Source organism: Bifidobacterium thermophilum (genome assembly GCF_002846655.1).
Lineage (GTDB): Bacteria > Actinomycetota > Actinomycetes > Actinomycetales > Bifidobacteriaceae > Bifidobacterium > Bifidobacterium thermophilum.
Window position 1 is genome coordinate 1 of record NZ_PCGX01000001.1, and the last position, 22,245, is coordinate 22,245.

Here is a 22,245-nt window from a genome sequence, read left to right on the forward strand (position 1 = left end):
CCCCATGCAGGAGCCCGGCACATCCGGCATTACCACCCGTTTCCAGGAGCTATTCCGGAGCATGGGGCAGGTTGGTCACGCATTACTCACCCGTTCGCCACTCTCACCCGCAAGCAAAGCCTGCAGGATCCCGTTCGACTTGCATGTGTTAAGCACGCCGCCAGCGTTCATCCTGAGCCAGAATCGAACCCTCCACAAAAAAACAATGCGGAAAGCCAAAAACAGACTCTCACAAAATAATTGACGGTCGCCTAATAAGGAAAGGCGACTCGCACGAAAACCCCGACCCCCATCAACCGCCCTCGCGGACTCCCACGCAGGACAATCAAACACCCCGCACGGAAGCGGGGACCGGACTGGCAATCATTGACTATAAAGAAGTAGTACAGACACGCTCTTGAGTTCTCAAACCACCACCACACACCCGACAAAACCAACCCCCCAAGGGAAGCCGGCCGGCGAGCGGCAGCAAGAGAACAACATACACCACCAACACCACCCACGCAAACCAACCACCCAACCACCACCCCACAAACCCTACAAAACACACGCAAACACCGGCGTGTCGAAAACACCACACACCACACACCAAAACACACAGACCAACCAACCAAACACCAAAACAACACCAAAAACACGGCGCGTCGCACCCAACAACCCACCACAAACGGACATCACAGCGTGGTATTCCTGAGGTATGAGCAAAAAGATTGCAGTATTAACCGGAGCCGGCATCTCGACATCAGCCGGCATCCCAGATTTCCGCGGGCCCGACGGCGTGTGGACCAAACACCCCGAGCAGACCAAGGTCTACGACATCGACGCGTTCCTCACCAATCAGAAGGATCGCGAATATTCGTGGCGTTGGCAGAAAGAATCCCCCGTGTGGAACGCCCAGCCTGGCGCCGCACACAAGGCACTCGTCAAACTTGAGAAGGCGGGGCTCCTGACGCTCCTGGCCACGCAGAACTTTGATGCGCTGCACGAGAAGGCTGGGAATTCGCCGGATATCATCGTGAACCTACACGGCACCATCGGCACGTCCCACTGCATGAAGTGCCACGCGAAATACGACACAGCGGACATCATGGCCCGCCTTGACGAGGAACCTGATCCGCACTGCCATCGCCGTCTTAAGTACCAGGGCAACATGCCTTGCAACGGCATCATCAAAACGGATGTCGTGTATTTCGGCGAGATGCTGCCGGACGGGGCGATGGAGAAATCCATGCGGCTCGTCTCGCAGGCTGACGAGTTCTGGGTGATCGGTTCGACGCTTGAGGTGTTCCCGGCGGCATCACTCGCCCCGGTCGCCGCACAGGCCGGCGTGCCCGTCACCATCATGAATATGGGCAAAACGCAGTACGACAACATCGCCACACGGCTGATTCATGAGGATATCGCCGTCGCGTTGCCGAAACTCGTGGACGAAACCATCGCCGAAGCGCAGGCGGATGAGCGGTAAGCGCTAAAACTTGCGTTTGCGCCGGACGGAAAGTAACCACGGCAACGAACGAAACGGCCCCGGAACCTTGAAATTCCAAGGATTCCGGGGCCGTTGGCATACAGAGGCAGATGGCGGACCGTCAGTAGATGCGCTTGGGGTCGAAACCGGCCTGCTTCAGCGCTTCGAGTACGCGGTCGATGTGGTCGGGGCCGTTCGTTTCGACGGTGACCCCGAGGGCGACTGCATTCGTGTAGTGGCCGGACGCCTTGAACTGGTCGTGGTCGAGGGCGATCACATTGGCACGCTGCTCGGCCAGCACTTGGGCGACCTTGAGCAGCTGCCCCGGCAGATCTGGCAGCTCGACCTCGAAGTTCATGATGCGGCCGCGGGCAATCATGCCCTTCTGAATGACCGCTCCGATGGTGACCGTATCGATGTTGCCGCCCGACATGATCGGGACGACGACATGCGGACCGGGAGCGGACGCGAACTTGCGCGAACGCAGGTTCAGATGTTCCAATGCGGCGAGCGACACCGCGCCTGCGGCTTCGACGACGAGCTTGTGCTTCTCGAGCATCAGCAGGATCATCTCGTTGATATCACGTTCGGACACGGTGATTAGGTCGTCCAGGAATTCGTTGAGCAGTGCGAAAGTCAGGTCGCCCGGGCGCTTGACGGCAACGCCTTCCGCCGAGGTGACCACCTTGTCGGCGGGAACCACGCGGCCGGCGGCGAACGAATTCTTGAACGCCGGAGAACCCTCAGGAATCGCGCCAATCACGCGGACTTCGGGCTTGAAGGTCTTGACGGCGAGCGCCACGCCGGCGCCCAGACCGCCACCGCCGAGCGGCACGACGATATCAGTGACATTCGGGACATCTTCGAGGATTTCCATGGCGATGGTGCCTTGGCCGCAAATGACTTCATAATCGTCGAAGGGCGGCACGTAGATCATGCCCTGCTCGTCGCTCAGCTTCTGGGCGTACGCGGCGGCTTCGTCGAACACGTCACCGTGCAAGACGACGTCGGCGCCGTAGGCTTTGGTGGCGTCAACCTTGAGCGGCGGGGTGATGGTTGGCATGCAGATGGTGGCTTTTGCGCCACGCTCGCGGGCGGCGTAGGCGACACCCTGCGCATGGTTGCCGGCGGATGCGGTGACGATGCCGCGAGCCAGCTGGTCCTCGGACAGGGAGGCGATCTTGTTGTAGGCGCCGCGAATCTTGAAGGAACCGGTAACTTGCAGGTTCTCCGGCTTGAGAAGAATCTGGTGTCCGGTCATGTCGGACAGCACCGGAGAGGCAATGATCTCCGTGTGTTTGGCCGTGCCTTTGAGCCGCTGGGCGGCCTTCTTCAATTCAGCGGCATGATCGCGCTGCAGTGCTTTGAGAACCTCGTTTTGTTCCATGATCGTTATTGTAGGATGCCCGCTGCCCCGCGGCATCGGGAGAGTCCATCCCGTGGAACGGCTGCGGAGCGGCGGGCATCAATCGTTCCAGCTTCTATGAGCATTTCGACAGCATCGACGACATCATCGCCGTGATGCAAGAGCACCTGTTCGCCAAGCTCTCCGAACATTTCCGGCAAGGCAATCGCGCCGAAGACTCGAATGAGCACAGCCCCGCCGAAATCCCCCTGAGTCTGGCTTCTTTTGAACTGTTCCTGCGCAACATCAAAAAACACCGATACTTCTACGGCATTGCACTGCACAGCGGGCACGGCCTACCGGTGCATTACGGGAGCCAGGAACTGTGGGAGCAACGAATCCGGCCGGTTTGTGCCTCAATAGGCATCGACGACGAAGACGATATGAAGTATTTCCTTGATTGCACAACGGCTTCAGTCAGTGCGATCCTGCGACGGTGGATTGATCGCGATTGCCGGGACAGTGTGGAGAAAGTGGCGCTAATCGCTGCGAACGCGGCCCCCGCAATCCTCGCCACTGATGCCGAAATACGGGCTTTTGGGGACAGCGCCAAGCATTGAGTCACTGGGGGCCGCCACCGATTGAACACGATGTGATGGCGGTCGTCGCTGAGCTGAAGCACGGCGACGACCGCCAACATCTGTACCCGTCATCTGTTTGCAGCGGTTCCGGGAAGGTACGGGCGCCCTCCCGGAATCCTTCAGTCAGGAATCCGCCGGTCAGGAATCCTTCGGTCGGTTAGAGCCGGACCGTCACTGCCTCCCACGGGGACAGCGTGCGCGCAGCTAGCGAATCGGTGGAATGCTGCGGATCATAGGACGTCAGTACGATATCGGGTGACTGATTGGCGGCTGCGGCGAGTGCAGCCACGGTGTCATCCGGAATGCGGGCGTCTTTCCCGGACAGGTTCACGGCAACCAGCAGACGCTCATCGTCCAGCGTTCGCGTGAACGCGTACACCTGCGGGTCGGATTCGTCGAGCAGATGCCAGTCGCCGGCGGATACGACCGGGTCGTCGTGCCGCAGCGCAATCAGCTGCTTGAAGAAGGAGAACACCGAATCCGGGTCATCCTGCTGGGCTTGCGCGTTGACCGTCGTATGGTTCGGATTGACGCTGATCCACGGTTCCTTGGGAGCATCGGCGGCGGTGAAGCCAGCGTAGGTCGAATCGTCCCATTGCATCGGGGTGCGGGCGTTGTCACGGCTGCGCTTGGCGAGCGCGTCCATCATCGATTTGGCGGACTGGATATGCGCCTGCTCGACACGCTGGTGGAACATGTTCAGGGATTCAAGGTCGCGATACTGGTCGAGCCGGGTGAAATGCGCGTTCGTCATGCCAAGCTCCTCACCCTCGTAAATGTAGGGCGTGCCACGATGCATGTGCAGCAGCATCGCCAGCGCCTTGGCGGAATGGACGCGGTTCTCCTCCGTAGAGTCATCGCCCCAGCGGGACACGACGCGCGGCTGGTCGTGGTTGTCGAAGAACAGGCTCACCCAGCCCTTCTTCGCGACCGCATCCTGCTGAGCGGCAAGCGTACGCTTCAGCTTCGGCAGATCAAGCGGGGTCGGATTCCACTTCGTGCCGTTCTCGCAATCAACATCAACATGCTCGAACATGAACAGCATGTCCAGTTCGCGTGCGGCGGGGTCCGTGATCTGCTCATTGCGCTGCGGGGCGACGCCTGGCGCCTCACCAACCGTGAGATAGCCTTCGCGGCCGTCGAACACTTCGCGGTGCATCTCCTTGAGGAACTCGTCAAGCCGCGGGCCGTCGGAGCAGAACGGGAACGGGGACGAGTAGCCGTCGGGACCGGCGGGATAATCCTCGATTTGGCTGCCAGGTTCGCCCGGAAGCTTGCCGTTGGGGTCGACGCGCTTGGAAATCTGTGTGATGACGTCCATGCGGAAACCGTCGATACCACGGTCGAGCCACCAGTTCATCATCTGGTAGACCGCCTGACGCACCTGCGGGTTCTCCCAGTTGAGGTCAGGCTGCTTCGGGGAATACTGGTGGAAGAAATACTCGCCGCGCTTGGGGTCATACTGCCATGCGGAACCGCCGAAATACGAGCCCCAACGGTTCGGTTCGGCACCCGGCGTGCCCGGCTCATGGCCGGGACGGGCGGGACGCCACCAATACCAGTCGGCGTGCGGGTCGTTCTTGTCGCGGCTCGCTTGGAACCACGCGTGCTCGTCGGAAGTATGGTTGACGACCAGATCCATCACGATTTTCAGACCGCGCTTATGCGCTTGGGCAAGTAGTTCATCCATATCGTCAAGCGTGCCGAACATCGGATCTATGCTCTGGTAATCCGCGATATCGTAGCCGTTGTCATCCTGCGGGGACTTGTAGACCGGGCTCAGCCACAGCACATCAACGCCCAGGTCGGCGAGATAATCCAAGCGGCGGGTGATGCCCTTGATATCGCCGAGGCCATCGCCATCGGTGTCTTGGAAGCTACGCGGGTAAATCTGGTACACCACGGCGTTCGCCCACCACGGGCTGGTGGACGCCCCATTCGTGCGGACACCGGCGGGAAGGGCCGGACGATTGAAATTGGTCATGGCAAGCTCCTTTGCTGTCTGGTGTTTTATTGCTGGGATTATCGTACGATGCATACGTTTTCATTCCTATTGCTGGCGTGCCGGGTGCGCGGGGAAAGATATTCGGGCGGGGTCGCAGGCGGAATCACGCGGTTGTGCGACTGGTCGGTTACACGGCGGACAGATACCAGCAGGCTGATACCGGCGAACGAGGCGGCGGAGGTCAAACCGCCCTCGTCCGCCTACACATATCCGCCCGCGCTCAGAGCAGGCTTACCGCCGAGGATGATTGCTGATGCCGCAACACGTGGGGTCCGGGGTCCGATCAACATCAACCAGCAGCGCCTGACCGTACGAGAGATCGAACCGGGCATGATCACCCTGTTGCAGATGAACCACCGAGTCGCTATCCGGCCCGGATACCTTCATGGGCACGTCCGCCGTCAAATCCACATGTTGCATCTGCCGCTGCCTCAGCCCGACGAACAGCATGCGTTCGCAACCGCCGAAACTTGCGCGGATGCCCAAGGGAACGTCAGACGACCGGGGGTCATTCAACAACGATTCCTCAACAAGTACGCCAGGAGCATCAGGATGGGGCACATGACCATCATCCCCAAGGACCTCGCGGAGGACAGACACGTCGGTATGTCCCAAGGCGTCCGAACAGTACACAGGACCACCGCTGAATACGCGCGACAACACGCTCGCCCTTGCATAAGGATGTTCGCTCCAGAACATATCCCAGTCCGGATAGACCAACTCACCAAGCAACAGTGAGCAATAGGCGTTCTGAATCAGATGTTCGTCCAGGGATTTCGGCTCCCGCGGGAGGAAATCATCACTTGTGCGGGCGACTTGCGCACGATCGCTGTGCCAGAAATTCTCCGGCGTCATGGCCATGCAGTTGATCAGCGCGGCATTCATCCGATCCGCCGCATCCTCAAGTCCAAGATGACGGCCGATCGTGGACTCACCGAAGCTTTCAGCCCCCATGGTCATCACGGATATCGAACCTTGGGAATCGACTTTCAGCACGTCGATGCCTTGCTCGCTCATCTTCGATTCCCAAGCGTTCCAGAACTGCGCAGCTTGATCATGAGTCGGCCCCGGCACCAGCGCCCCAGACGGGCAACGTGTCAAGCAGTCGCCGAAAGCGTCGGCGACTGGTCCGTCAGGATCAATACCGTTCCAATAGCCTTGGAACGCCTGCCATACGCCGACATGCTGGACGCCAAACCGTTGTTTCAGCACATCGACTGTATGCCCCAGCCCTTGCGGGAAACGCTCGGGATCGGCATCGAAGGAACGCAATTTCTGTTGAGACCTGTCGACATCCGACCAACCGTCATCGATCAGCACCCAGGAGATGTGCACTCCCAAATCGTGGAATTCCTGCATCTTCTCGATGATCTGGCGCTCATTGACATCCTGCCCCAGCGAATCCCAAGTGCACCAGCCCAAGCCGGACAGGTTGTCCGGAAAAGATTTCCTCCTGCGAGTGCTGACGCCCGTACGCCCGGCTGCCGCAGATACGCACGCCTGGACGGCACGGTACGGAGTTTCCGCCGATGCCATGAACCCCAACGTCGCTTCGATGCGGGTCATTCCCATACGGTTCGAAGAGACCACGAATGTGATGCCTTGCTCGTCTCCTCTGATGTCAGTACGGGCATCGGCATCACACACCGCCAGCACCGCGCTCCATCGCACACTATCGTCACGGCCTTTCCACCGCCAGAGCAGCAACTGGGTGCCGAACGGAATTTGCGTGGGCGCAGAACACCATGCCGGTCGCATCCACCACTCCTTGTGCTGGTACAGCGCCAGAATCTGGCCGTCAGCAACGCCCACCCTGCAACTGACCCGCACCGCATCGCAGGGCGCAAATGAATCACAGGCGATGAATTGTTGCTCACGCTTCGCAGGTCCGGTCTCAGTGCAGATCGACAGACTCCAGACAGCATCGTCCCCACGGACAGGCTCGATATTCACCGCCGTTGCCGGAACGGCGCATTCCTTGCACTCATGCGTGTCTTCTTTCAGAATGCTGGATTGAACACGCACAACATCAATCGGGCATACGTTGTTCATCGGTTCTCCTTGCTACGAGATGCCAAGGTTCCGCGGAAATACCAGACCGCGGTTTCAGGCGGAACCTGATTATTCGCACAATCCGTTATTTCCGGGCGCGAATTCAGCATGACAGTTGCGTTTTCCGGCAGGCGGATCGCATGGTCGGAAGAGAAATTCACCAAGACTTCTAATCCTGAAGACACTCTCCAGCCAAGACCGTATTCAGCATATTCGCCGTCCGCGAGCCATTCGGCTTCATCTCCTGGCCTAATCCAACGTCGACGCGCTGCGATAGCCCCACGGTAGAGGTTCAGCATCGATCCCGGCAAGCGTTCCTGATTGGACACCGCATACCGCGCATACCATGCCGGCTGCGGCAGCCAAGGATGCCCGGACTGGCTAAACCCGAACGATACTGAATCGCTGCTCCAAGGCAGCGGCACACGGCAGCCGTCACGCCCTTTGAATCGATGCCCAGAACGCTCCCATATCGGGTCTTGCAAGTCCGCGGGCTGCAAATCAAGGTCCTCGGGCAGGCCAAGCTCATCTCCCTGATAGATGAACGCGGTGCCGGGCAGGCCAAGCATCAACAACGCATCGGCACGTGCGCGGCGTTCTGCCTGGGCGGGATCGATGCCCGGGTCGGTGCCGTTGGACGTGACCCAATGTTCGACGTCCGTTCCTTTGGGAAGCTCAATCCGTGAGGCCAGTCTTGGCACATCATGGTTTCCCAGCACCCAGACCGGCGCCGAACCGGCAGCGGTCGCACATTCGCTGGTACGCTCGATAATCTTTCGATAATCGTCCCGGTCCCAAGCCGCCTTTTGTAAGGAAAAGTCAAAAATCGACCCGAGTTCGTCCTGCCGGGCATACTGGTATACCCGCGGAGTGAACGGCGTCCAAGACTCCCCGACCGCATATTTCACCGGACTGTACCGGTCCAGCAGCTCACGCCATTGGCGATAGACCTCATGCACACCATCGCGGTCCCATACAGGATCAGACCCGTCTGCCGCCTGCGGCGACATCAACGTCGGATCCGGCCGATCCCGCAGCGGCTCCTTCAGATCCTTGACCAGCCCGTGGGACACGTCGATACGGAACCCGTCTACGCCTCGCTCGCACCAGAAACGGAGGATATCCAGGAAATCCTGCCGGACCTGGGGGTTATCCCAGTTCAGATCAGGCTGTTCCTTCGCAAACGAATGCAGATAGTACCATCCGTCTCCACAAGGTTCCCACGCTGATCCGCCGAAATTGCTCAGCCAGTTCGTCGGCGGTCGTTCTCCGTGTTCTCCGCGCCCAACATGGAAAATATAGCGGTTCCGCTCCTTCGAGCCCGGCGCCGAGTGCAGTGCCTTGGTGAACCAAGGATGCTTGTCCGAAGTATGGTTGGGCACGATATCAATGATGACGCGTATTCCCCGTTCGTGCGCGCCTGCAACGAGATCGGCAAACTGCTGCAGTGTCCCGAACCTGGGATCCACGCCGCAATAGTCGGCGACATCATACCCACCATCCGCAAGCGGCGAGGGGTAGAACGGAGTCAACCACAATGCGTCCACACCGAGGTCATGCAGGTAGTCCAACTTGTCGATGATGCCGCGGAAGTCGCCTTCCCCGTCACCGTTGGCATCATTGAACGACCGGGGGTACACCTCGTAGACCACGGCGTTTCTCCACCAATCATCAGCATTGTCCTCGGCCATCGGTCATCGGCAACGCTCATCCGTTATCTTGTGGCACTCGGGCACAAGCGATTCTGTTACGTCGGCCGACGAGACCCTCTGACCGGCAAACAATGGGGGCACGACGAGCGTGTGGTCGCATATCTCGACACCACCAAGCAGATGGGCCTGCAAAACTGCGGCATGTACCACATCAGCCTAGACGACCCACGATCCGTTCAGCAAGCCATAGCCACCATGCTTTCGCTCCCCGACAGGCCCACCGCAATATGCGCTTGGTCAGATTATTACGCACTGGCGGTCATCCACGAACTCCAGCGAAGCGGCATTCGAGTTCCAGAAGACATGTCAGTTGCGGGGCACGATGGGTCCGATGTGGCGACCGGCTTCGGAATAACCACCATGGCGCAACCCGCCCGCGAAATCGGGCGGATGACGGCCAAAACAACACTTGCGCTCATCAATCAGGAACCCCTACCAGAAAAGCGCATCACCGTGCAGACCACGTTGGAACCCGGCAGCACCACCGCCGCAATCACGCAGGACAACAACTAGCTCGGCACGACGGGCGCAGGATGTGAGAGGCGAAAAGCGGAGACGGGAGGCAGGAGATACCCCAGTGTCGTGCGACTGGGTGGTTGCATCGGGCGAGGAAAAACAGACCGAGGGGCCTGTGAATGTGCATCACAGGCCCCTCGGCGGGAGAGAACAGATGGATGGAGGTGGATGGGGAGAGTAGGAAGGCGGTGGGCTTTCCTTACCCCACTGGGCTTTCCGTTACTTCACGGGATCCGGCAATTATTGACGGCCTACGGCCGGCGGGATTTTTACCGGGGCGGGGACTATCCCCCGCCCCGGCGCCGTGAACGGAAAGCTCACTGGGCTTTCCTTTACTTCACGGCGCCCCTCATCACACCGCTGACAACCCAGCGCTGGGCGAAGACGTAGACGATCAGGATCGGGGCCATCGCCATCAGGTAGCTGGAGAACGCCATCGGGTAGTTGGTCGCGAACTGCGAGCTGAACACGTACTGGGCGAGCGGAATTGTCTGGTTGGACTGGTCCGTCAGCACAATCAGCGGCAGCAGGAAGTCATTCCAAGCCCACAGCGCGGTCAGGATGCCAATCGTCGCGTTGATCGGGCTCATCAGCGGGAAGATAATCTTCCAGAAAATCTTCCACGTGCTCGCGCCGTCCACACGCGCCGCCTCTTCAAGCGACGGCGGAATCGAGCGGATGAAACCGGTCGCAATGAACAGGTTCGTGCCCAGGCCAAGCGTCATGTACAGCAGAATCAGACCGAACTGGTTGTCCAGATGCCAGGCGCCCATCTGCTTGGCGATCGGCAGCATCACCACCGGGAACGGCACGAACATCGCGGCGATGAAGAAGTAGTACAGGAAGCGGAAGAAGCGCTTATCCATGTTGCGGGCGACGGCGTACGCCACGAAGGTGTTCGTCAGCAGCGTGAGCACCACCGCGGCCACCGTGATGATCGCGGAATTCAGCGCTGCCCGCGGATAATCGACCTTCGCCGAAGCATCTGCGAAATTATGCCACTGCCAGGATGTCGGCAGGCTGAAGGTGCCCGCCTCGGCCGGTGTCTTCAACGCCGTGACGATGGTGAAATACAGCGGGACCAGCACGGTCAGCGACAGCACCACGGTCAGTGCGGTCAGCCACCAATTAATCCGATGATCCTTGTGGAATGTCTTGTCTTTCATGATGTTCCTTTCCCCTCTGTCAGTCGGGCTTCAGCGCACGGCTGTCAGATCTGCTCCTTGCTTCTCGAGAATCCGAGCTGGATGAACGCGACAATCGCGAGGACGATGAAGAAGATCACCGCATTGGCTGTCTGATAGGCGTATTCACCGCCGGTCAGGCCACCCTTCCAGATGAGGTAGGTCACGGTTTCGGTGGAGGAATTCGGGCCGCCTTCCGTCAACGCGACCACCTGGTCGAAGGTGCCCAGCGCGTTCTTGAGCGACAGCACGAGATTGATGGTCACGAACGGTCCAATCAGCGGGAAGGTAATCTTCCAGAACTTCTGCCACGCATTCACGCCATCAATCGACGCGGCCTCGTAGATTTCGTCGTCAATGGTCTGCAAACCGGCGATGTACAGCAGCGTGGAGTAGGCGACGCCCTGCCACACGGCGAGGAACACCACAGGGACCCATGCGTACTGTTCGCTGGTCAGCATCGATTCGGACAGCCAGCCGATACCCAGCGCCTTGCCAAGCGCGGGAAGCGGCGTCATGAAGATGTACTTGAACACGTAGCCGATGACCAGCGTGCCCAGAATGTACGGGATGAAGAAGATCGCGCGGAATCCGTTCTTGAACGCGATCTTGCTGTTCAGCAGCACCGCCAGGAACATCGAGATCAGGTTGATCAGCACCGTGATGATGATGGCGATGAAGAAGGTGAACAGGTAGGCGTGGCCGACGCGGTCATCGCTGAACAACGCCTGGTAGTTGCGCAGGCCGACCCATTTGAAGTTGCCGTAGCCTTGTGAGTTCGTGAACGAGTAGCCGATGCCGCGAATGAACGGGACATACAGGAACACCGCGAAGATAATCGCCGCGGGGACGGTCATCCAGTAGTAGGCGCGGTCGACCTTGCGCTTGGAGAACGCGGTCTTGCGCTTCTTTGCCGGCTTGTCCGACGCCGCCGGCTGCTTCGACGATACGACTGTTGCAGACATGCTATTTCCTTTCTCCGTGTCCGATTACTCGACTTACTCGACCGTGCGAGCTTGGACCTTGTCCCATTCCTTCTGCATCGAGTTGATGAAGCGGGGGACGTTGCCGCTGATCACCATGGTCTGCAGGTAGCCGCCGATGTTGATGGACGACGGGATGTAGTGGTCGCAGAAGTCAACCACGTCGTTGCTTTCGAAGAACGGGCGGACGCCTTCCAGCGCCTTGTTGCCGAAGTAGGTGTCCTTGAGCGGGGAAATAGCGGACTGGGCCTTCGCGTAGGCGTTCAGCTGCTTCTTGCTCATCAGGAACTTGATGAACTTCATGGCTTCCTTCGGGTGCTTGGTGTTGGCGCCCATTGTGAGCATCACGTCATCGCCTGCGGTGAGCTTCTGCTCCTTGACGTTGTTGCTGGCCGGCATCTGCGCGAACCCGAGGTCGATATCGGGGTTGATCATCGTAATCTGCGGGATCGCATACGTGCCGAGCGGGATAATCGCCGCCGTGCCCTTCGCGAAGTTCTGGGTGGCCTCCTGATAGGTGACACCCTTGTCGGACGTCGAATAGGAGTACATTTCGACTTCCTTCTTCGCGGTTTCGGTCCAGATCGTCTTGAAGTCGGTCTTGCCTTCCTTCAGTTTCGTGTACTCGGATTCCGGGACGAGCGTACCGGCGAGCGAGGCGAGCGGCGCCTGGGTGGTCCACGCGTCCGCGACACTGGCTTGCACCGGGTTGATACCCGCAGCCTTGAATTTCTTCAGCATGGCAATAAATTCGTTCCAGGTCTTAGGCGGATTGTTCGGATCAACGCCAGCCTTACGCCACAGCGTCTTGTTATAGATGTAGCCGGATGCGTTGCCGGAGAACGGCAGGCCATAGAGGCGCTTCTTCGCCGGGTCGGTGGTCTGCACCAGGTTCTTGGCGATCTGGACCATGCCAGGGTTGAGTTCGTCAACAATCGGATCGTCTGTGAAATCATGGAACACACCGGAGGCGGCGAACATGCCGAAGCTGATATCGCCGTTGAACGTGATGACATCCGGAACGCGGTTCTTTACGAACCGGGTGCGCAAATCAGTCTGCGCGTTCGCGGAATTATTGATATTGACGCGGATGTTCGGATTCTCCTTCTCGAACTCCTGAGCCATCTTCTTGAACTGGTCAGCGGCCTCAGACTTGAACTGGAAGAAATCCAACGTCACCGTCTGCGCGTTCGACGCTCCACACCCGGCGGCACCGAGCCCCATCACCGCAATGCATGCCACGGTGAGCGCCCTGCGAAGTACCGACCTGAGCGTTCCGCGTCCTGAATGGGAATCCGTCTTCATGAAGACTCCTTTGCCTCTTCCACACCGCAACACCTTCGCTGCGGCTTGTTTGTGATTGCAAGCATACGTGACTGCGGATTTCATTCCCAGCCCCTGCGCGCCTCTTGCATGAGGAAAGAAAAACACGGTATTTTTATGTATTGAGAAAGAAAATGCAGGATATCAGATGCGAGGCCATGAGAACAAGGACGTATCCTCGCACGCCGGCGATGGACCCCACAGGCAAGGAGCAGTGATGACGACACACGAGACAGATACGTGGAAAACCGCGGAATCAGGCGATGAGCATGAACTCACGACAGACGTCCAATGGTTCACCGGCTCCCCGCAAACCCACCGGGTGACCCGCGCCATCACACAATACGGACCCATCGCGCGCACGACCCTGGCCCAACTTCTCGGACTGTCACAAGGGGCGTTGTCGCGCATCACCAGCGACCTGATCTACGAAGGTGTCATCGAGGAACTTCCCGGTAACACCACAGAACAAGGCAGACTCCCGCAAGGCTTCATACCGAAAGAATCACGCGAAAAACGCGGCCGCCCGCAGACCAACCTGCGATTGCGCGCCGGCGAGCGCACTTTCCTCGGCATCAATATCCACGGCTCCGAGGTGAGTATTGTGGCTGTGGACGCGCTGTGTCGGCCGGTCGGGCCATGCCGCACGGTGACGCTTGAATCCACCAAGCCGCAGGATGTCGCCGCAACCATCGGCACGGCAATCCGCAAATACCGTTCGGACGTCACGCCAAGCCCGGTGGCCGTAGGGCTGAGCTTCGGCGGGCATGCGGAAGACGACCGGTATGTGACGTACGCTCCCTTCCTGCATTGGGACGGGCGGGTCGATGCCGCCGGGGCGATTGAGCAGACGGGCGGGCTGCCCACAGCGGTGTTCAACGACCTCGATTCGCTGTTACTGTATGAAAGCTGGTTCGGCGCCGGCATCGGCGTGCGACGGTTCGCTGTGGTCACGATAGGCGCGGGCGTCGGGTACTCGCTCGCCGAGGACGGCATGCCTGTGGACTACCCTGATAAAAGCTATGGGCTGGCCGGGCATATCCTCGTGGACCCCGAAGGGCCGCGCTGTTACGCGGGTCACACCGGCTGCTCGCAATGCCTGACAAATGATTCGCTGGCCGAAGAGTATTCAGGCATGGTGGGGCACATGGTCACCTTCGACCAGTTCGCCGCCGACGCGCAGGAAGGGACCGCGCAGGCACGGCAGCTACTCAACCGCCTGTGCTTCCGACTCGGCGTACTGGTATCCACGGTCGCGAACTTCGCCATGCCGTCGAAAGTGCTGATCAGCGGGGAATCATCATTCCTCGCGAAAATGAACCAGGAATCGATCCGCAGCGGCATCAACTGGTACCGCCCCAGCCAGGCGGCGACCGTCGACTTCGAAATCCTTGATTTCTCTTGGGAAAGCTGGGCGAAAGCCGCGGCCGCACGGGCGATCGCGCGGTATATCGGGTGAGGCGGGGTGGCCATGTGGCTATGGGTTGGACGGCGTGAGCCAACCTTCGACAGGTCGGCGTGTGAGGATTGGCTCACACAACAGGCTGTCAGGAGGGCGGAATGACTGAGATTGCGTGTTCCACCCGCCGGTTTGTGAGCGAATTCTCACACGGCTGCGACCGACAGCCTCCGAAACCGTAGCCCGGGACGTGCAGACGCCCACTGTGTGAGCGCATCATCACACAACCACGCTTGACGACACCAAATCAGACTGCCACAGCCGCCTTGGGGGCCACATTGTGAGTCAATCCTCACATACCCGCCCTCTGAGGGTCAGATTCTTTCGCCCGGCAGCGTCAGCATGCCATTGTGTGAGTCAATCCTCGCACAATGGGCGTCTGGAACCGCAAGGTCTGCGATTCCGGGCGTCTAACCGGCTAGTGTGTGAACGAATCCTCACACACAATCTCACACACAAACAAGCTCGGGGCTGCGCAGCCGACAGATCGTCGACCGCACAGCCCTGAACCGCATTCAGGAACCGCGCCGCATCCCCTACTGCAGCTGGTAGGTGTGCGAGACCTTGGCGCCCGAGAAGTCAAGGGTGCCACTCACTTCAACATCCACAGGCGAATCATCCTGAAGCACGTAGCCAACGCTCACCTGCTGGGTGGCACCGGGCTGAATCTCCTGAAGGCTGGCGTTGGAATCATAGCCGGCCGGCGCTTCCGTATAGATCGCCATGTCAAGCTCCTTGCCGTTTTGGAAGGCCTTCGCCGACGTGGCCACCGAGAACACTTGGTTCTTGTCGGTGTTATTCGTCCACTCGTAGGTCACCAGCACGGTCGGCTGGCCGTTATAGTCGGCCCCGGACTTGGCGGCAGACACAATCTTGACATGAAGCTTGCCAAGATCGCCCTCGGTATCCTGCGCCCCAGACGCCGCCGCGGAGGAAGATGAATCACCGCTGTCCTTCTTCGCGCCGGACGAGGCAGACTGGGATGTGGTGGAAGACGTGCCGAGCGCATCATCGAGCGCCTTGCCTGTCGCCTGCTGCATCACCAGTGTGATCACCATCGCGAGAACCGTCAGGATGACCGCGGCAATCGCAAGTCCCCTGCCGCGACGCTTGCCACCCCGCTTGGTCGCGACCAAACCGATAATGCCGAACACCAAACCGATGATGCCAAGAATGAACGCGACATTGTTGATAATCGGAATGAAACTGAAGATGATGCCAATAATGCCGAGGCCCAGACCTGCGACCGCGCTGGCACTCAGCTTGCGCGGGACGTCATCATCCGGGTCGCCGCCTGGCACAGGCTGCGGGTACACGGTGTTCGGCGGGAGCGCCCCGGGAGTCGCCGGCATCGTGGGTGCAGCTTGCGGCTGCGGTGAATATACGGTCTGAGGGCTGCCGTACGGCTGAGTCCCATACTGTTGGTTGTCGTCCATGTCATCCTCGCTTTTCTCTTCCGATCAGGACAATCCCCACGCTACGGGCTGGGAAGAGAAGCGGAAAGTGTACGACAGGCCGTGCCGATATGCCCGAAAGGACAATGGCGGCGCGACAATTCACTGAGTACAGTGGACGGCATGAGCGAAGCAGGAGGGTATCCGGGCGGCGAACCCGACAAGCAGATGGGTGCGGGGACCATCGGGTCATTGGGGACAGCAGGAACCCCTCAGACACCTCGTGCTATGCCATCCGCACCAGTCGGGCATCAATCACCATATGGTTACGGTGGCGGCCCATCACAGGGCACGTTCCAAGGTGCATACCAGTACCGGCAGCCGTACGCAACACAGCAACCCCGGCGGTTTCAGCAACCAGCGCAACCTGCGCAGCCTCAGCCTCAGCAACCGCAACCAGCGCAATCGTATATGTTGCAACACCCGTACACGACGCCTCGCCAGCAAGCCGGAAGAACCGATACCGGTGCATCGGGCAACGGGAAAACCCGCCGCATCACCATCACAACGGTGATGCTCGCATGCGCGATTGCCTGCGGAATCGTGCAACCGGCGTTCATCTACGAAGGCATGTCCGCATGGCACAACGATATCGGCATGTTCTGGTCGTTGATTGGTTTGGTCGCCGGCGCCGCACTACCCTTCCTGCTGCGCAACCGCGACGAGAAACCGGAATTCGTTTGCCTGATCACCGCAATAATAACTATCTGCCTGCCCATCAGCCCGCTCACCACACTTATGGCACAAAGCGCGCTGATTGCTCGTCGCGACCCGGATCGCCGCATCTACGGACTCATCGCTCTCAGCAGCGCGGCAACCGTCATCTCCCGTCTGCGCGATGCCTTGATGCCAGCCGAATACTCCATCATCGGCACCATGTTGTCCAGCACCAACGATCAAGGACACGTCGTCCACGCGGCGAGCCAACCGAGCATGCTGTGGTCAGGCTTGCTTCTCGCCGTGATATCCATCGCCATCGCGGTAATTGTCGGCGTGGCGAACCGCAACACTTCACGCGCGCGGCGAGCCCAACGGCAGGCAGCACAACAGCAGGATCGCGCGCAGATGCTGCAATCCGACCTTGCTGATCAGCAACTGGCGGACGCCATCGCCACGGAGGCGCATGACACGCTTGCGCACAGCCTGTCGCTCATAGCGGTCAACGCCTCTGCCCTGCAAGTGCAATGCGGGGCGCTCGAAGCCGGCAATATCACCGACCAGCAACTACACGACATCGCACAGCGCGCCGAAGATATCCGCAAGCAGGCAGCGGGAGCGTTGGACGAAGCGCACAGCATCATTGATCTGCTGCGCAATCCGAACAAAGCCCGGCAAACGCTCGGGCCGGACGATACCACGTCGCTGTCACGTGAATCATTAAGCGGCCTGATTGCCGACGCGAAAGCCGCAGGCGCGCACATCGACACTTGGATTGACATCCAGGACATGGGCGCCATCCACCCGGATATCGCAAAAATCGCCTATCGCACAGTCCAGGAGGGACTCACCAATGCGCGACGGCACGCCCCCGGACAGCCCATCGAGCTCGAGGTCACCTGCTCTGCCGAACGCGGCATCGGCGTGCATATCAGCAATCCGACCGGCATGCAGGCGCAGGGAGATACCACCGACAACAGGAACGGGAACACGAACGGTACTGGCATCGAAAGCACAGCCGGCAACGAGTTGGTCAGCACACCAGCAGGCGGCAACGGCTTGCGCGGCATCCGCCAACGCGTGGTGGCATCCGGCGGTACGTGTACATGGGGAACCGACCAGCGCGGCGTCTTCCACCTTGATGTGGCGCTTCCCTCGGCAGATGCCCGGCAACAGGCATCCGAGGCAGACCCCCAGTAACAGACATCGCACACTGAACGGCAAGATCGCCGGCATCAGCATCTCCGGTATCATGGAGCCGTGCGGACGCAAGAGAAAATCGAACAACCTGATGATACGGTGGCAGGCGACGATGCCCCGATCACCGTGATCATCGCCGACGACGACCCCATGATTTGCCAGACCATGGCGTTGATCCTGCAGGACTATTCCCGCGGTCGAATCCGCGTCCTCGACACGTGCGCGGACGGCATGCAGGCCGTTGCCGCCACCGAACGCGACCATCCAGACGTCGTCCTTATGGACATCGACATGCCCGCCATGGACGGGATCGAAGCCACCGACCGCGTGCGACGCGTCAGTCCGGGCACGCACGTATTGATCCTCACCTCGCTCAGCCCGCAACGCACGGTGGAACGCGCCGTGGAAATGGGTGCGGAAGGCTTCATTTCCAAAACCGACGCACCGCAAACCATCATCGAACGCATCATCGCCGTATGCCTGGGCGAGCCGCAATTCAATCAGGCCGCGCAACGCCAGCTACTGGACGATATGGCGAGCGCACGGTTCAATGCCCGCGAGGACGAAGCGAAACGCATGCTCGACAGCTTGCCCGAGCGGGAGCGGGAAACCGTAATCCTGGCCGCGCAAGGCATGAGCAATCAGGAAATCGCCGAACGGATGTTCATATCCGAACGCACAGTAAAAGCGCATTTGTCCAGCGCCAGCGAACGCTTGAGCATGAACCGGGTGCAGCTGGCGAGGCTGGTGGAGCGGGCCGGACGGTAAGCGTGGAGGGCAAACGTCGTCCGTGGCACCGCTATCAACGCCAGGATTCGCGGCGCGGGAGGCGCTTTGCCAAGGCGGGGGTCACGTTCACGGCGGCCCAGACGGAACGCACGCAAATCACGCACAGATAGATGGCGAACAGATTGGCTCCCATACGAGCGCTGATCGAGCCGGCGATCCACGTGCCGGCGGGCGTCAGGCATGCCGCGACCACGCCGATGATCAGGCCGTCACGCAGGTTGACCAGGCCGCGCCGGACATTCGCGACGCTGCCTGCGATGGCATTCGGAATCATCATGAGCAGTGACGAGCCGCGGGCCACCAGGTCGCTCGCGCCGAACGCCAGCGACAAGGCCGGTACGACAATCGCCCCGCCACCGATGCCAAGCAGGCCAGACAATGTGCCCACGAACACGCCGAGCAGCATCAGCAGAACACCGGTCAGAAATGTCATGTGAATCGTGCTGTCACGCGACGGCGTCCCGACAATCTGCGAGACAATCACAAAGACCAGGAACGTGGCGAACGCCCAGCGCAACACCATTTCTGGCAATCGTGACAGCAGCCAGCTGCCAAGCTGCGATCCGACGATTGTGCCGCAGGCGAGCAGCAGCGCGGCGATCCAGTCCACATGTCCGGATTGCGCGTACGAAATCACGCCGGCGATGGCGGTCGGAATGATTGCGGCGAGCGAGGTGGCGACCGCATGGCGTTGTGTCAGGCCAAGCCAGACCAACGCCGGTACGATAATCGTGCCGCCGCCGATGCCGAATAGGCCGGACATCAGGCCCGACAGCACACCCACCATCGCCAGCACCACCACACGACGAACAAGACTGCCCCCGAGTGCATCATGATCCTGTGTGCTGGAATACGCCATGGGTGTCCTTCCCTGCTTCCTGCTTTTCCGTGCGCATGAATGCGCCGCAGTCGGCACTAACTGTAGCGCGCCCGACAGCCGCGCAACGTCCTCGTTCCATGTCAGTCTCCTGACACCTGCATTTTTTCATCGTTAGCGTTTCTTCAGCGTTCGCGAAAATCCTGTTTTTCTTGCGCAATGCACACGACACGCGTCCTGAGACAAGGAAAACGCGAGCACATACCATACAACCAACAATGCAGGAGCGGCGCGGCCAGCATACACGCGCCGGCTCCGGCACAGCGAAGGACAACGACAGACCCTACGACCAAAGGAGTGCAATGACGCGCATCACCATCATCCCCGGAACAGCGAACGACGGCACTGACCTGACTGCGGTGTACGCGGAGAACGCCGCTGCCAACGTAGCGTTCGCACTGATTTTCCCAGGCAAGGCCCTCCCCCGGTTCGTCCATTGGGGGCGCCCACTGACGCACCCGGAAACCCTCGTGCACCTGTATGACGCACTTAAACCGCAACGCGTGTCCGGCGCATTGGACAACACCGCATGGCCGAGCATTCTGCCCACGCAGTCTGAATCGTGGATCGGCGCGCAACGCATCGATATCCGCCGTGACGGGCGCGAGCTGTTCTGCAACTTCGCCGTCACCGCTATCAGCCCTGCCGCAGGAGACAACGAGGGCGCCTCCATCATCAGCGTCGACGCACAGGACGCCGACCAGCAGATCGCTCTGCAGTGGACCTGCGAACTGACCGATTCCGGCCTGATCCGCCAATCTGCCACCATCACCAATCTCGGGGACGGCACCTTGGACGTCAACGGTGTTGAACTTGGGTATCCGATGCCTCAACAGGCGGTGGAAATCCTCACCACCACCGGCCACCATCTGCGTGAGCGCTCACCGCAGCGCCAGCCGCTCACCATCGGCCGCTTCGAAAAGCTTTCGATGGCCGGGCGCCCTGATTTCGACGCATCCCTGCTTCTGACCGCCGGCGCCCCCGGATTCGGCTTCGAGCACGGCGACGTGTATTCCGTGCATGTGGGTTGGAGCGGCAACAGCGTGCTGTCTGCAGAACGTCTGCCCTACACGCAGGGTGTGATCGGCGGCGGCGAGAAGCTGTTCGGCGGCGAAATCACACTGGAGCATGGAGGCCAGTACACCACGCCGTGGGTGTATGGCGCGTTCGGCACCGGGCTGAACGAGGTCGCCCACCGCTTCCACGGGTTCCTGCGCGCGCAGCACCCGAATCTCGCCAATAAGCCGCGTCCGGTCATCCTCAACACGTGGGAGGCCGTCTATTTCCAGCATGATTATGACACGCTTGTCCGGCTCGCGGACAAGGCCGTGGACAGCGGTGTGGAGCGGTTCGTCGTGGATGACGGCTGGTTCGGCGCCCGGCGCGATGACACCGCCGGCCTCGGCGACTGGCAGGTCTCACAGGATGTGTGGCCCGACGGCGCAAAAAGCCTCAAGGCGTTGGCCGACTACGTGCACGGCAAGGGCATGGAGTTCGGCCTGTGGTTCGAGCCGGAGATGGTCAATCCGAACTCAAACATGTTCCGCAACCACCCGGATTGGGTACTGCGCCCCGCCCCCGGCCGCCTGCCGATGCAGGGACGTTCCCAGCAGGTCGTCGATCTGACCAATCCGGACGCGTACGATTACGTGTTCGGCGCGATGGACCATCTGGTCGGCGAACTGGGCATCGACTACATCAAGTGGGATCACAACAAGCTCGTCACCGAAGCGGTGTCCCCGCGCTCCGGCAAGCCAGCCGTGCACGAACAGACGCTCGCCGTATACCGAATCTACCGTGATCTGAAACTCGCGCATCCCGGACTCGAAATCGAAAGCTGTTCCTCCGGCGGCGGCCGTATCGATCTGGGCATCCTGCGCTACGCCGACCGTGTCTGGGCATCCGACTGCGTGGATCCGGTGGAGCGTGCAGACATCCAGCGCTACACGTCATTGTTGGTGCCGCCCGAAATGATCGGTGAGCATGTGGGCGCCAGCCCCGCACATTCGACGCATCGCGCGACCAGCCAAGACCTGCGTATGGATATGGCGTTCTTCGGGCATATGGGCATCGAATGGAATCTGCTCAAGGAGCCACAGGAGGACTTGGACAAACTGGCCGCGTGGGTGCGCGCATACAAGGAGCATCGCTCTATGTTCGAAACCGGGACGACAGTGCATGCGGATACCGCGGATCCGGCAGTGCGCCTGGACGGCATTGTCAGCGCCGACCGCTCGCACGCCGTGTACCGTTTCACGCAGCTGACCACGTCACAGACCTACCCGGCGGCACCGGTCGATCTTCCCGGACTCGATGCGGATGCCGTGTACCAAGTCAAGCCGCTGTCAGTCAGCCTTGATCTCGACGCCGACGGCATCGGCAACGGGCAGTCCGCGCTCGGCTGGTGGACCGCCGACGGTGCGACATTACCTGCGGTTGCGCTTGAAACCTACGGTATCCGCCCGCCGAGCCTGCACCCGGCACAAGCCGTGCTGTTCGAGGCCGTGCGGGTGTGACTTCGCATGTCACGTCACATGCGTGCGCTTGAGGTGCGCGCGTGTGACGTGACATGACATCTCAGCC

General features: G+C 60.3%; 16 protein-coding genes and 1 rRNA gene. 7 read left to right on the top strand and 10 right to left on the bottom strand.

The genetic code is table 11. The features are described from left to right. Positions 1–199 (bottom strand): 16S ribosomal RNA (locus CQR48_RS00005); the annotation flags it as partial. Positions 200–697: 498 nt separating this feature from the next. Here CQR48_RS00005 and CQR48_RS00015 point away from each other — a divergent pair. Further along, positions 698–1,465, top strand: coding sequence for an SIR2 family NAD-dependent protein deacylase (locus CQR48_RS00015; RefSeq protein WP_026650771.1), 768 nt, complete (start codon positions 698–700; stop codon positions 1,463–1,465). Positions 1,466–1,586: 121 nt separating this feature from the next. Here the strand turns inward: CQR48_RS00015 and ilvA are convergent, their stop codons facing one another. After that, a complete protein-coding gene (gene ilvA, locus CQR48_RS00020) occupies positions 1,587–2,852 on the bottom strand; it encodes a threonine ammonia-lyase (RefSeq protein WP_015451312.1) in 1,266 nt (421 codons plus the stop codon). A gap of 134 nt (positions 2,853–2,986) precedes the next feature. Between ilvA and CQR48_RS00025 the strand changes: the two genes are divergently transcribed. Then, positions 2,987–3,430: a TetR-like C-terminal domain-containing protein gene (locus CQR48_RS00025; protein WP_101451546.1), complete on the top strand. Its 444-nt coding sequence runs from the start codon at positions 2,987–2,989 to the stop codon at positions 3,428–3,430. A gap of 178 nt (positions 3,431–3,608) precedes the next feature. On the opposite strand, the gene CQR48_RS00030 is transcribed toward CQR48_RS00025, so the two are convergent. From CQR48_RS00030 to CQR48_RS00040, 3 genes are all read right to left on the bottom strand, one after another. Beyond that, positions 3,609–5,435: a glycoside hydrolase family 13 protein gene (locus CQR48_RS00030; protein WP_015451313.1), complete on the bottom strand. Its 1,827-nt coding sequence runs from the start codon at positions 5,433–5,435 to the stop codon at positions 3,609–3,611. Between the two features lie 252 nt (positions 5,436–5,687). Then, a complete protein-coding gene (locus CQR48_RS00035) occupies positions 5,688–7,508 on the bottom strand; it encodes a Sip1-related alpha-galactosidase (RefSeq protein ID WP_101451547.1) in 1,821 nt (606 codons plus the stop codon). Further along, positions 7,505–9,199 carry a glycoside hydrolase family 13 protein gene (locus tag CQR48_RS00040; RefSeq protein WP_101451548.1) on the bottom strand — a complete coding sequence of 565 codons (1,695 nt, stop codon included), beginning with the start codon at positions 9,197–9,199 and terminating at the stop codon, positions 7,505–7,507. Before CQR48_RS00040 ends, CQR48_RS00035 begins: the two co-directional genes overlap by 4 nt. Before the next feature lie 30 nt (positions 9,200–9,229). Between CQR48_RS00040 and CQR48_RS00045 the strand changes: the two genes are divergently transcribed. Then, the gene (locus CQR48_RS00045) at positions 9,230–9,733 is read left to right on the top strand and encodes a substrate-binding domain-containing protein (RefSeq protein ID WP_180335075.1); all 504 of its coding nucleotides are present in this window, start codon (positions 9,230–9,232) and stop codon (positions 9,731–9,733) included. A 335-nt stretch (positions 9,734–10,068) separates the two neighbouring features. Here CQR48_RS00045 and CQR48_RS00050 read toward each other — a convergent pair whose 3' ends face one another. From CQR48_RS00050 to CQR48_RS00060, 3 genes are read right to left on the bottom strand one after another with little or no spacing between them, the layout of a single operon-like run. Then, positions 10,069–10,902: a carbohydrate ABC transporter permease gene (locus CQR48_RS00050; RefSeq protein WP_015451317.1), complete on the bottom strand. Its 834-nt coding sequence runs from the start codon at positions 10,900–10,902 to the stop codon at positions 10,069–10,071. 44 nt (positions 10,903–10,946) lie between these two features. Further along, on the bottom strand, positions 10,947–11,885 hold the full coding sequence (locus CQR48_RS00055) for a carbohydrate ABC transporter permease (RefSeq protein ID WP_015451318.1): 939 nt from the start codon (positions 11,883–11,885) through the stop codon (positions 10,947–10,949). Positions 11,886–11,918: 33 nt separating this feature from the next. Further along, positions 11,919–13,208, bottom strand: a complete 1,290-nt coding sequence (locus CQR48_RS00060) for an ABC transporter substrate-binding protein (protein WP_101451549.1) — start codon at positions 13,206–13,208, stop codon at positions 11,919–11,921. A gap of 235 nt (positions 13,209–13,443) precedes the next feature. Between CQR48_RS00060 and CQR48_RS00065 the strand changes: the two genes are divergently transcribed. Next, positions 13,444–14,685, top strand: coding sequence for an ROK family transcriptional regulator (locus CQR48_RS00065; protein ID WP_101451550.1), 1,242 nt, complete (start codon positions 13,444–13,446; stop codon positions 14,683–14,685). A gap of 536 nt (positions 14,686–15,221) precedes the next feature. Here the strand turns inward: CQR48_RS00065 and CQR48_RS00070 are convergent. Beyond that, positions 15,222–16,121, bottom strand: a complete 900-nt coding sequence (locus CQR48_RS00070; protein WP_101451551.1) for a DUF5067 domain-containing protein — start codon at positions 16,119–16,121, stop codon at positions 15,222–15,224. 141 nt (positions 16,122–16,262) lie between these two features. Between CQR48_RS00070 and CQR48_RS00075 the strand changes: the two genes are divergently transcribed. Together CQR48_RS00075 and CQR48_RS00080 are read left to right on the top strand one after the other, a co-directional pair. Then, a complete protein-coding gene (locus CQR48_RS00075; RefSeq protein ID WP_143252433.1) occupies positions 16,263–17,996 on the top strand; it encodes a sensor histidine kinase in 1,734 nt (577 codons plus the stop codon). 60 nt (positions 17,997–18,056) lie between these two features. After that, entirely contained in the window at positions 18,057–18,764 is a 708-nt protein-coding gene (locus CQR48_RS00080) for a response regulator transcription factor (RefSeq protein ID WP_015451328.1), read from the top strand. Between the two features lie 34 nt (positions 18,765–18,798). On the opposite strand, the gene CQR48_RS00085 is transcribed toward CQR48_RS00080, so the two are convergent. Then, complete coding sequence (locus tag CQR48_RS00085) at positions 18,799–19,644, bottom strand: sulfite exporter TauE/SafE family protein (protein ID WP_101451553.1); 846 nt, start codon at positions 19,642–19,644, stop codon at positions 18,799–18,801. 320 nt (positions 19,645–19,964) lie between these two features. Between CQR48_RS00085 and CQR48_RS00090 the strand changes: the two genes are divergently transcribed. Next, on the top strand, positions 19,965–22,178 hold the full coding sequence (locus tag CQR48_RS00090) for an alpha-galactosidase (protein WP_101451682.1): 2,214 nt from the start codon (positions 19,965–19,967) through the stop codon (positions 22,176–22,178). The last annotated feature ends 67 nt before the right edge of the window (positions 22,179–22,245 follow it).

What these genes read in the sequence shown, in the direction of transcription:
- CQR48_RS00015 (WP_026650771.1), top strand. Translation starts at nt 698, where the DNA reads ATGAGCAAAAAGATTGCAGTATTAACCGGAGCCGGCATCTCGACATCA.
- ilvA (WP_015451312.1), bottom strand. Translation starts at nt 2,852, where the DNA reads ATGGAACAAAACGAGGTTCTCAAAGCACTGCAGCGCGATCATGCCGCT.
- CQR48_RS00025 (WP_101451546.1), top strand. Translation starts at nt 2,987, where the DNA reads ATGCAAGAGCACCTGTTCGCCAAGCTCTCCGAACATTTCCGGCAAGGC.
- CQR48_RS00030 (WP_015451313.1), bottom strand. Translation starts at nt 5,435, where the DNA reads ATGACCAATTTCAATCGTCCGGCCCTTCCCGCCGGTGTCCGCACGAAT.
- CQR48_RS00035 (WP_101451547.1), bottom strand. Translation starts at nt 7,508, where the DNA reads ATGAACAACGTATGCCCGATTGATGTTGTGCGTGTTCAATCCAGCATT.
- CQR48_RS00040 (WP_101451548.1), bottom strand. Translation starts at nt 9,199, where the DNA reads ATGGCCGAGGACAATGCTGATGATTGGTGGAGAAACGCCGTGGTCTAC.
- CQR48_RS00050 (WP_015451317.1), bottom strand. Translation starts at nt 10,902, where the DNA reads ATGAAAGACAAGACATTCCACAAGGATCATCGGATTAATTGGTGGCTG.
- CQR48_RS00055 (WP_015451318.1), bottom strand. Translation starts at nt 11,885, where the DNA reads ATGTCTGCAACAGTCGTATCGTCGAAGCAGCCGGCGGCGTCGGACAAG.
- CQR48_RS00060 (WP_101451549.1), bottom strand. Translation starts at nt 13,208, where the DNA reads ATGAAGACGGATTCCCATTCAGGACGCGGAACGCTCAGGTCGGTACTT.
- CQR48_RS00065 (WP_101451550.1), top strand. Translation starts at nt 13,444, where the DNA reads ATGACGACACACGAGACAGATACGTGGAAAACCGCGGAATCAGGCGAT.
- CQR48_RS00070 (WP_101451551.1), bottom strand. Translation starts at nt 16,121, where the DNA reads ATGGACGACAACCAACAGTATGGGACTCAGCCGTACGGCAGCCCTCAG.
- CQR48_RS00075 (WP_143252433.1), top strand. Translation starts at nt 16,263, where the DNA reads ATGAGCGAAGCAGGAGGGTATCCGGGCGGCGAACCCGACAAGCAGATG.
- CQR48_RS00085 (WP_101451553.1), bottom strand. Translation starts at nt 19,644, where the DNA reads ATGGCGTATTCCAGCACACAGGATCATGATGCACTCGGGGGCAGTCTT.
- CQR48_RS00090 (WP_101451682.1), top strand. Translation starts at nt 19,965, where the DNA reads ATGACGCGCATCACCATCATCCCCGGAACAGCGAACGACGGCACTGAC.